We start from the raw sequence: 8,942 nt of genomic DNA, 5'->3' as shown, positions 1-8,942 counted from the left end.
CCGGATTACCGGTCACCGGCGGGCCCGGGCGGGACGCCGCCGGGCGCCGGGCCGGCCTCAGGCGCCGCCGATGTCCTCCTGCCACAGCTCCGGCCGCGCCCCGATGAAGTCCCGCATCATCGCCGCGCACCCGGGATCGTCCAGCAGCACGATCCGCACGCCGTGCCGGGCCAGCCAGTCGTGGCCGCCGTGGAACGTCCGGGCCTCGCCGATGACGACCCGGGAGATGCCGAACTGCCGGACCAACCCGCTGCACAACCAGCACGGCGAGAGCGTGGTGACCAGCGTCGTGCCGCGGTAGCCGCGCTGCCGCCCGGCCGCCCGGAACGCCGCGACCTCGGCGTGCAGCGACGGATCGCCGTCCTGGACGCGGCGGTTGTGGCCGCGCCCCAGCAACGCGCCGTCCGGGCCGTACAGCGCCGCCCCGACGGGGATGCCGCCCTCGGCCAGCCCCGCCCGTGCCTCGGCGACCGCCGTGGCGAGCATGGCCCGGGCCTGCTCCTGGAGGTGGTCGGGGTGTCCGCACGGGTCGTCATGGCCGTCGACGCGGCCGTAGCGGCGGGCGGCGTCGCGGTCCTGCCCCCACTCCGGCGTCCGGTCCTGATCCGGTGCCTGGTCCATGCCGGTCACTCTCCCCGCCCGGCCGGGCGGTGGCAACGCGGGCTGGGCCGGACGGCCGTGAGGGACGCTCAGGCTGTGGTGGGCGGGGTGTCCTCGGGGCCCTTGCGGTCGTTCTTCCCGCTCGTCCGGTCGTTGCCGTCGGAGCTGCCCGCGCCGCCCGCGCCGGTCCCGCCCCCGGAGGCCCCGGACTCCTTGCGCCGCAGCTCCTCCTCGCGGCGCCGCAGATCGGCCTCCCAGTCCTTCAGCAGCGCCTCGTCCTTCTTGTTCTCCTCGCGCAGGGACCGCAGGAACTCGGGGTTGTCGTCCGGTGCCAGCCACTTCCCGCCGGGGTGCCCGCTGTGGTTGCGGTGCCACTCGGCGGGCGTGCTGCCGCCGCCGCCCGCGACCCGGTGCCGCTGCTTCCCGGCCGCCAGCCAGGCGATCGGCCCGATCAGCACCTCGCCGAACAGCAGGATGATCAGCACCCACACCACCTTGGGCAGGCCGCGCACCTGCGACTCAGGGGTGTTGAGGCAGTCGATGAACGCGTAGATCCACAGCGCCAGCACCAGTAGGAACGGCAGATACCTGAGCATTGCGGACGGTCCCCCTGCACGCGCGAGCGGGCCCTCGGCGGGGCCCCGTGACCCGTACAGGGTAGTGCGTACCGGATACTGGAGCGCATGGCTTACGACGATCTTCGCTCCCTGCTGCGGGCCCTGGAGCGCGAGGGCGACCTGACGCGCATCAAGGCCGAGGTCGATCCGTACCTGGAGGTCGGCGAGATCGTGGACCGGGTGCAGAAGGCCGGCGGGCCGGCGCTGCTCTTCGAGAACGTCAAGGGCTCGTCGATGCCGCTGGCCATGAACGTCTACGGCACCGACCGCCGGCTCCTGAAGGCCCTCGGCCTCACGGCGTACGAGGAGATCAGCGGGAAGATCGGCGGGCTGCTCAAGCCCGAACTCCCGCACGGCTTCGTCGGCGTCCGCGAGGCGTTCGGCAAGCTCGCGAACATGACGCACGTCCCGCCGAAGAAGGTCAAGGGCGAGGCGCCCGTCCAGGAGGTCGTGCTCACCGGCGACGACGTCGACCTGGAGAAGCTGCCCGCGCTGTTCACCTGGCCGAAGGACGGCGGCTCCTTCTTCAACCTCGGTCTGACCCACACCAAGCACCCCGAGACCGGCGTCCGCAACCTCGGCCTCTACCGCCTCCAGCGCCACGACAAGCGCACCATCGGGATGCACTGGCAGATCCACAAGGACAGCCGCAACCACTACCAGGTCGCCGCCAAGCGCGGTGAGAGGCTGCCGGTCGCCATCGCCTTCGGCTGCCCGCCGGCGGTGACGTACGCCTCGACCGCACCGCTCCCCGGCGACATCGACGAGTACCTCTTCGCCGGCTTCCTCCAGGGCAAGCGGATCGAGATGGTGGACTGCAAGACCGTCCCGCTCCAGGTCCCGGCGCACGCCGAGGTCGTCATCGAGGGCTGGCTGGAGCCCGGCGAGATGCTGCCGGAGGGCCCGTTCGGCGACCACACAGGCTTCTACACGCCGCAGGAGCCCTTCCCGGCGCTGAAGATCGACTGCGTGACGATGCGGAAGCGCCCGCTGCTCCAGTCGATCGTCGTGGGCCGCCCGCCGACCGAGGACGGGCCGCTGGGCCGGGCCACCGAGCGGTTCTTCCTCCCGCTCCTCAAGATCATCGTCCCGGACATCGTGGACTACCACCTCCCCGAGTCCGGCGGCTTCCACAACTGCGCGATCGTCTCGATCGACAAGAAGTACCCCAAGCACGCCCAGAAGGTCATGCACGCCATCTGGGGCGCCCACATGATGTCGCTGACCAAGCTGATCGTGGTGGTCGACGCGGACTGCGATGTGCACGACCTCCACGAGGTCTCCTGGCGGGCGCTGGGCAACACCGACTACGCCCGCGACCTGACCGTCGTCGAAGGCCCCGTCGACCACCTCGACCACGCCTCCTACCAGCAGTTCTGGGGCGGCAAGGCGGGCATCGACGCCACCAAGAAGTGGCCCGAGGAGGGCTACACCCGCGACGGCGGCTGGCCGGACATGGTCGAGTCGGACCCGCGGACGGCCGCGCTGGTCGACCGCCGCTGGAAGGAGTACGGGCTGTGAGCGCGGTAGAAGGAGTCATCGGCGGGCCGGGGCCCGCGCAACCGGACAGCAAGGTACGGGCGTTCCTCCGCCTCGTCGTCATCGAGCACTCGGTCTTCGCGCTGCCCTTCGCCTACATCGCGGCCTTCACCGCGATGCTCCAGCTGGACAAGAACGTCCACTGGGCCCGGCTGCTGCTCGTCACCGTCGCCATGGTCGGCCTGCGCACCTTCGCGATGGCCGTCAACCGCATCATCGACCGGGAGATCGACGCCCGGAACCCGCGGACGGCCGGGCGCGAGCTGGTCACCGGCGTGGTGTCGGTCCGGTCCGCCTGGACCGGCGCGCTGGTCGCCGTGGTGGTCTTCCTGGGCGCGGCCGCGCTGCTCAACCCGCTATGCCTGGCGCTGGCGCCGGTCGCCGTGGTCCCGATGGTGGTCTATCCCTACGGGAAGCGCTTCACCAACTTCCCGCACGCGATCCTCGGCCTGGCCCAGGCGATGGCCCCGGTCGGCGCCTGGATCGCGATCACCGGTGAGTGGTCCTGGGAGTCGGTGATCCTCGGCCTCGCGGTCGGCATCTGGATCGGCGGCTTCGACCTGATCTACGCCTGCCAGGACGTCGAGGCGGACCGCGACAACGGCGTGATGTCCGTACCGGCTCGCTTCGGTGTGCCGGGCGCGCTCTGGGGCGCCCGCTGGTGCCACGTCGTCACCACCGCGCTGCTGGCGTGGTACGGCGTCGCCATCGGCGCCGGGATCTTCTTCTGGATCGGGCTGGTGATCGTGGCGGTGGCCTTCTGCTACGAGCACGCGATCGTGCGCCCGCACGACACCTCTCGGCTCAACCGGGCGTTCTTCCAGGTCAACAGCTTCATCGGGATCGCGCTCTTCGTCTGCGCGCTGCTCGACCTGTTCGTTCGCGGCCTGACGCCCTGACGCCCTGACGCCCGGCCGGTCAGCCCTTGCTGAGCGGCCAGGCGATCAGCCGCGGGTAGCTCCACAGCTCGCCCTTGGTCGCCTTGATGGTGCCGATGAGGGCGCAGACCATGCCGGATATCGCATAGGCCACCATGACCACCATGACCGTCACCAGCGGAACGGCCAGCCCCGGCGGGGCGTCGGCCCGTCCGCTGTCGTCGGCCGCGGCGAAGATGATCGCGCTGCCGAAGTAGAGGATCAGGCCGAGCGTCGCGACGATGGCCTGGGTGATGCCGAGATTCAGCGCCTGGGTGGCGTGGTGTCGGACGTACGGGTCGTGCTTGTGGCGGGCGTTGCTGCGGATCGACAGCGGGCCGATCCAGCCGAGGAAGCCGCCCAGACCGCAGAGCATCGAGCCCGCGGTGATGGTCAGCAGCGCACCGAGGTGGGCCCACATCGCCGGGGTCGTCGAGGGCGAGGGGGGCTGGGCGCCGTAGCCGGGGCCGGTGGGGTAGCCGTAGCCGGGCGCGCTCGGGTAGCCGTAGCCGGCGGGCGGAGGGGTGGGCTGCTGCCAGCCCGGCGGGCCGTATCCCGGCTGGTGATGGTCGGACATCGTGTATTCCCCCGAATCACTGTGTCGTTGTCCCGCCGCGCCCGCGGGGGGTGCTCCGCCGGGCCGTGCGGCGGGTGCCGGCACCCGCCCGACGACCGCTTCGAGCCTCGTGTGTCGAGATTACGGGACGGGTCTGACAACGCCGTCGGCCGCCCGCAGCGTCCGCCCGCGCTCGCGCAGGACGAACGCCGCCAGCACCCCGCCGACCAGTCCGAACAGATGGCCCTGCCAGCTGATTCCGCTGGTGGTGGGCAGTGCGCCCCACAGGATCGAGCCGTAGACGAGGGCGACGCCCACCCCGATCCCGATGTCCAGCGGCTTGCGCTCGATGAAGCCGCGGACCGCGAGATAGCCGAAGAGCCCGAAGACCACCCCGGAGGCGCCCGCGGTGTTGCTGTGCGGTGCGGCGGTCAGCCACACGCCCAGGCCGCTGACGAGGATGATCAGCAGGGCCGCGGCGAGGAACCGGCGGATCCCGCTGCGCAGCGCGGCGACGAAGCCGAGCACCAGCAGCGGGAGGGTGTTGGCCGCCAGATGGCCGAAGCCGAAGTGGAGGAAGGCGGCGGGCACCACGTCGACCAGCTCGGCCGGATCGCGGGGCTGGATGCCGAAGGTGTCGAGGGCGTTGCCGCTGAGGGTGTCGATGCCCTCCAGGACCCACAGCAGCGCGACCCAGCCCAGCATCAGCAGGAGCGCGGGCCTGGCCCGTGCGGTGCGCGGTGTCATCTTCCGCCCCCTCGTCGTCGGCGTGTCCGGTCGGCTCCCCGGCGTCGTACCGGCGCACAGGTAGTAACGGTCGTGACGGCCCCGGTGGTTCCGCCGGATAGGCTCGATCCGTGGAGCCGCCGCACAACAACACCAGCAAGAACGACACCGGTCAGCAGGATCCGGGCCGTCGGCCGTGGGTCGTCGGGATCTCCGGTGCGTCCGGGACGCCGTATGCCGCAGCCGTGCTGCGCGGGTTGCTCACGGCCGGGGAGGCGGTGGACCTCGTCGTCAGCCGGGCGTCGCGGCTGACCCTGATGGACGAGACCGGGATCGCCTTCCGGGACGCGCACTGGCGCAGCGACCTGCGGGAGTGGCTGGAGCGCGGCGCGGACGGCAAGCCGGACGCCTTCCGGGTGCCCGAGGAGGCGCTGGCGGGGGTCCGGCACTGGCCGGCCGGGGACCTGGCGGCGGGGCCGTCGTCGGGTTCGTATCCGGCGAAGGGGATGTTGATCGTCCCGGCGAGCACGGCGTGTGTGGCCGGCGTGGCGCTGGGGCTGTCGAAGGACCTGTTGCAGCGGGTGGCGAGCGTGACGCTCAAGGAGCGGCGGCCGTTGGTCGTCGCGGTGCGGGAGACCCCGCTGAACGGGCCGACGCTGAAGCAGTTGGTAGCGCTGGACGAGGCGGGCGCTGTGGTGCTGCCCGCCTCGCCGGCGTTCTACGCGGGTGCGACGCACATCCAGGATCTGGTGGACTTCGTCGCGGGCCGGGTGCTCGATGCGGCGCGGGTGCCGCACGGGCTGTACCGGCGGTGGGAAGGGGAGCTGGGGGGCGGCTCCAAGGGGGAGGCCCCGAAGGCTCGTTAGCGCTTCTTGGCGGCGGCGCGGCCCAGGCGGCGGCGCGCCCGCGAGGTCGCGGGCAGCTGGGCGGCACGGGAACGATTGGCCTGGTCCTGCAGCTCACGCATGCGGGCGTAGGCCATCTCGATCGAGTACACGGTGACAACTCCTGTTGAAAGATCGTCCTTGATCGTTCTAAATGAATCACAGGGCTCGGACCCTGTATGCCTTAGATTCTACATGCAGAACGCAGAAAAGCGGAAAGATTGGAAGGCTTGAGGGCATGGACGCGGTGGATAGGCAGCTCATTCAGGCACTCCGCGAGAACGGCAGGGCCTCTTACGCGGAGCTCGGCCGGCTCGTCGGCCTCTCCGGCCCCAGCGTCACGGACCGGATCAACCGCCTCGAAGCGGCCGGGGTGATCACCGGCTACCGCGCGACGGTCAACGCCGCCTCGCTCGGACTGGGCGTCACGGCGCTGGTCGGCATCTCCCTGTCGGACGCCGCCGACCACGAGGACGTCGCGCGCCGGCTCAAGGACCTCGAAGAGATCGAGGACTGCTGGTTCATCGCCGGCGACGACTCCTACATGCTCAAGGTCCGGGTCGGCGACGTCGACGGGCTGGAGCGCACCATCCGGCGGCTGTCCGGCACCAAGGGCGTCTCCCGTACGCGGACCACGATCGTGCTCTCCACCAAGTGGGAGAACCGCGTCGGCGAACTCCCCGAAGAGGTCGACTGAGCCGGGTGCACACCGACGGCGGACGGAGGCCCGGGCCACTTCCAAGGGGCCTCCGCCCGCCGCGGAACCGGGGGAGTAGGCTCGGCGAAGCCCGTTTTTCGCACGAAACGGCCACCGTTTCACGTGAAACGGCCGGTGACAGACAGAGATGGTGGGAGGCGACCCGATGGCTGCGTCGATGGATGCCGGCCTCAAGCGCGAGCTGGAGGCGAAGGTCCACGCCGGCGAACGGCTGACCCGCGAGGACGGAATCGCCCTCTACGAGTCCGACGACCTGGCCTGGTTGGGCGGCCTCGCCCATGAGGTGCGGACCCGGAAGAACGGCGACGCCGTCCACTTCAACGTCAATCGCCACCTCAACATGACGAACGTGTGCACCGCCTCCTGCGCGTACTGCTCGTTCCAGCGCAAGCCGGGCGAGAAGGACGCGTACACCATGCGCATCGAGGAGGCCGTCCGCCTCGCCAAGGCGATGGAGAACGACAACCTCACCGAGCTGCACATCGTCAACGGCCTGCACCCGACCCTGCCGTGGCGCTACTACCCGCGCTCGCTGCGGGAGTTGAAGAAGGCGCTGCCGAACGTCTCCCTCAAGGCGTTCACCGCCACCGAGATCCACCACTTCGAGACCATCTCCGGCCTGTCCGCCTCCGAGATCCTCGACGAGCTGATCGACGCCGGCCTGGAGTCGCTGACCGGCGGCGGCGCCGAGATCTTCGACTGGGAGGTCCGGCAGCACATCGTCGACCACCGCACCCACTGGGAAGACTGGTCGCGGATCCACCGCCTCGCCCACGAAAAGGGCCTCAAGACCCCCTGCACCATGCTCTACGGGCACGTCGAGGAGCCCCGCCACCGCGTCGACCACGTCCTGCGGCTGCGTGAACTCCAGGACGAGACCGGGGGTTTCCAGGTCTTCATCCCGCTGCGGTACCAGCACGACTTCGTGGACATGCAGGACGGCAAGATCCGCAACAAGCTCCAGGCCCGGACCACGATGGCCAGCGGCGCCGAGGCCCTGAAGACCTTCGCGGTCTCCCGGCTGCTCTTCGACAACGTCCCGCACGTCAAGGTCTTCTGGGTGATGCACGGCGTCCAGACCGCCCAGCTCGCCCTCCAGCACGGCGCGGACGACATGGACGGCTCGGTCGTCGAGTACAAGATCACGCACGACGCGGACAACTACGGCACGCCGAACAAGCTCACCCGCGACGACCTGCTGGACCTGATCCGCGACGCCGGCTTCCGCCCCGTCGAGCGCAACACCCGCTACGAGACCATCCGCGAGTACCCCGGCCCCGACGCGGACCGCCGCGAGTCCCCGCAGCCGATGCGGGTCTGACGCCATCCTCCGGCCCTACGGGGCCCCGGTAGGGTCCGCTCCATGAGCGTGCGCTTCGAGCTGGACCCTGCCGTCACCCCGGAGGTCCGCGACGGGATCTGCGCATTGTGGGCGGAGGTCGCCAACGCGGGTGGCGCGGTCGGTTTCGCTCCGCCCGTGACTCCCGAGGACATCCGCCCCGGCCTCGTCCGCCACCTCGCGGCGATGGCCGAGAAGCGCGAGCGGCTGCTCATCGGCCGGGACGGCGACGGCCGGGTCGCGGCCACCGCGTTCCTCACCTTCAACTGGCACTGGATGTCCACCCACTGGCTGTGGGTCTACACCGTCATGGTCCACCCCGCCCGCCAGGGCCAGGGCGTCGGCCGCGCCCTGATGGCCGCGGTCGCCGACGCCGCCCGCGGCATCGACGGCATCATCGGCCTGCGCCTCACCTGCCGCGGCGGCACCGGCCTGCGCCGCTTCTACGAAGCCTGCGGCTACCAGGAGATCGGCCGCGCCCCCCGCGCGATCAAGCTCGCCGACGGCGACTTCCGCGACGACGTCACGATGTGGCTCGATCTGGCCTGAAGCGTCCTCGGGCCGGGGGCCCGGAAGATCGCCCAGAGTCCTGTGCTTGACTGGACGGAGACCCTTTCGGTTGCCGTTGAGAAGAAGGTCCCGACCGTGAGTAGCCCCAAGTTCGCGACGCTCCGCTACACCGCCCTTCGCATCGGCCTGTTCGCCGTCAGCTTTGCCGTGGTGTGGGTGCTGGGGTACTTCCGGATCATTCCGCTCGGCGTCGGCAGCTCCAACATGATCTGGCTGCTCCTGCTCGCCATCGTGATCTCCGCGCCGCTCAGCTTCGTGCTGCTGCGCAAGCAGCGGGACGCGATGTCCGAGCAGATCGTGGCCAAGGTGGACCGCCAGAAGGAGCGCCTCGCGGCCAACCAGCGCATGGAGGACGGGCTGTAAGCCCGACCCCTCGCCCCTTAGGGGCTGTCTGTGGTTGTGATCAATCGGCTTGCAGGAGACTGCCGATCCAGATGGTCGCTGCGCGGAGATGGAGTCCGGCGAGGTAGCTCTCG

12 protein-coding genes are annotated in these 8,942 nt (G+C 70.6%); 7 read left to right on the top strand and 5 right to left on the bottom strand.

Going from position 1 to position 8,942, the window contains the following annotated elements; all coding sequences use genetic code 11:
- Positions 1 to 57 precede the first annotated feature (57 nt).
- The gene (locus ACFVT2_RS33885) at positions 58 to 621 is read right to left on the bottom strand and encodes a nucleoside deaminase (protein ID WP_390024252.1); all 564 of its coding nucleotides are present in this window, start codon (positions 619 to 621) and stop codon (positions 58 to 60) included.
- A gap of 68 nt (positions 622 to 689) precedes the next feature.
- On the bottom strand, positions 690 to 1,196 hold the full coding sequence (locus tag ACFVT2_RS33880; protein ID WP_390024250.1) for a PLD nuclease N-terminal domain-containing protein: 507 nt from the start codon (positions 1,194 to 1,196) through the stop codon (positions 690 to 692).
- Positions 1,197 to 1,283: 87 nt separating this feature from the next.
- Here ACFVT2_RS33880 and ACFVT2_RS33875 point away from each other — a divergent pair, with 87 nt between their 5' ends.
- On the top strand, positions 1,284 to 2,738 hold the full coding sequence (locus ACFVT2_RS33875; protein WP_390024248.1) for a menaquinone biosynthesis decarboxylase: 1,455 nt from the start codon (positions 1,284 to 1,286) through the stop codon (positions 2,736 to 2,738).
- Positions 2,735 to 3,655, top strand: coding sequence for a menaquinone biosynthesis prenyltransferase MqnP (mqnP, locus tag ACFVT2_RS33870; RefSeq protein WP_390024246.1), 921 nt, complete (start codon positions 2,735 to 2,737; stop codon positions 3,653 to 3,655). Before ACFVT2_RS33875 ends, mqnP begins: the two co-directional genes overlap by 4 nt.
- A 19-nt stretch (positions 3,656 to 3,674) precedes the next feature.
- Here mqnP and ACFVT2_RS33865 read toward each other — a convergent pair whose 3' ends face one another.
- Positions 3,675 to 4,250 carry a DUF4870 domain-containing protein gene (locus tag ACFVT2_RS33865; RefSeq protein WP_390024244.1) on the bottom strand — a complete coding sequence of 192 codons (576 nt, stop codon included), beginning with the start codon at positions 4,248 to 4,250 and terminating at the stop codon, positions 3,675 to 3,677.
- Positions 4,251 to 4,370: 120 nt separating this feature from the next.
- Complete coding sequence (locus ACFVT2_RS33860; RefSeq protein ID WP_390024242.1) at positions 4,371 to 4,976, bottom strand: rhomboid family intramembrane serine protease; 606 nt, start codon at positions 4,974 to 4,976, stop codon at positions 4,371 to 4,373.
- A 110-nt stretch (positions 4,977 to 5,086) separates the two neighbouring features.
- Between ACFVT2_RS33860 and ACFVT2_RS33855 the strand changes: the two genes are divergently transcribed.
- Positions 5,087 to 5,821, top strand: coding sequence for a UbiX family flavin prenyltransferase (locus ACFVT2_RS33855; protein ID WP_390024240.1), 735 nt, complete (start codon positions 5,087 to 5,089; stop codon positions 5,819 to 5,821).
- On the opposite strand, the gene ACFVT2_RS33850 is transcribed toward ACFVT2_RS33855, so the two are convergent.
- The gene (locus ACFVT2_RS33850) at positions 5,818 to 5,952 is read right to left on the bottom strand and encodes a hypothetical protein (protein WP_390024238.1); all 135 of its coding nucleotides are present in this window, start codon (positions 5,950 to 5,952) and stop codon (positions 5,818 to 5,820) included. The two genes, ACFVT2_RS33855 and ACFVT2_RS33850, sit on opposite strands and share 4 nt — an antisense overlap.
- 125 nt (positions 5,953 to 6,077) lie before the next feature.
- Here ACFVT2_RS33850 and ACFVT2_RS33845 point away from each other — a divergent pair, with 125 nt between their 5' ends.
- From ACFVT2_RS33845 to ACFVT2_RS33830, 4 genes are all read left to right on the top strand, one after another.
- Positions 6,078 to 6,536 (top strand): Lrp/AsnC family transcriptional regulator, encoded by a 459-nt coding sequence (locus ACFVT2_RS33845; RefSeq protein WP_390024236.1) that lies wholly within the window; start codon positions 6,078 to 6,080, stop codon positions 6,534 to 6,536.
- Positions 6,537 to 6,714: 178 nt separating this feature from the next.
- Complete coding sequence (gene mqnE / locus ACFVT2_RS33840) at positions 6,715 to 7,878, top strand: aminofutalosine synthase MqnE (protein ID WP_390024337.1); 1,164 nt, start codon at positions 6,715 to 6,717, stop codon at positions 7,876 to 7,878.
- A 42-nt stretch (positions 7,879 to 7,920) separates the two neighbouring features.
- A complete protein-coding gene (locus tag ACFVT2_RS33835; RefSeq protein ID WP_390024234.1) occupies positions 7,921 to 8,445 on the top strand; it encodes a GNAT family N-acetyltransferase in 525 nt (174 codons plus the stop codon).
- 96 nt (positions 8,446 to 8,541) lie between these two features.
- A complete protein-coding gene (locus ACFVT2_RS33830; RefSeq protein WP_390024232.1) occupies positions 8,542 to 8,829 on the top strand; it encodes a DUF4229 domain-containing protein in 288 nt (95 codons plus the stop codon).
- The last annotated feature ends 113 nt before the right edge of the window (positions 8,830 to 8,942 follow it).

Origin of the sequence: Streptomyces sp. NPDC058000, from assembly GCF_042886435.1 — a bacterium.
GTDB lineage: Bacteria > Actinomycetota > Actinomycetes > Streptomycetales > Streptomycetaceae > Streptomyces.
This window is presented reverse-complemented; position numbering and strand designations above follow the sequence as displayed.

What these genes read in the sequence shown, in the direction of transcription:
- mqnE (WP_390024337.1), top strand. Translation starts at nt 6,715, where the DNA reads ATGGATGCCGGCCTCAAGCGCGAGCTGGAGGCGAAGGTCCACGCCGGC.
- ACFVT2_RS33860 (WP_390024242.1), bottom strand. Translation starts at nt 4,976, where the DNA reads ATGACACCGCGCACCGCACGGGCCAGGCCCGCGCTCCTGCTGATGCTG.
- ACFVT2_RS33865 (WP_390024244.1), bottom strand. Translation starts at nt 4,250, where the DNA reads ATGTCCGACCATCACCAGCCGGGATACGGCCCGCCGGGCTGGCAGCAG.
- ACFVT2_RS33845 (WP_390024236.1), top strand. Translation starts at nt 6,078, where the DNA reads ATGGACGCGGTGGATAGGCAGCTCATTCAGGCACTCCGCGAGAACGGC.
- ACFVT2_RS33835 (WP_390024234.1), top strand. Translation starts at nt 7,921, where the DNA reads ATGAGCGTGCGCTTCGAGCTGGACCCTGCCGTCACCCCGGAGGTCCGC.
- ACFVT2_RS33885 (WP_390024252.1), bottom strand. Translation starts at nt 621, where the DNA reads ATGGACCAGGCACCGGATCAGGACCGGACGCCGGAGTGGGGGCAGGAC.
- ACFVT2_RS33875 (WP_390024248.1), top strand. Translation starts at nt 1,284, where the DNA reads ATGGCTTACGACGATCTTCGCTCCCTGCTGCGGGCCCTGGAGCGCGAG.
- ACFVT2_RS33880 (WP_390024250.1), bottom strand. Translation starts at nt 1,196, where the DNA reads ATGCTCAGGTATCTGCCGTTCCTACTGGTGCTGGCGCTGTGGATCTAC.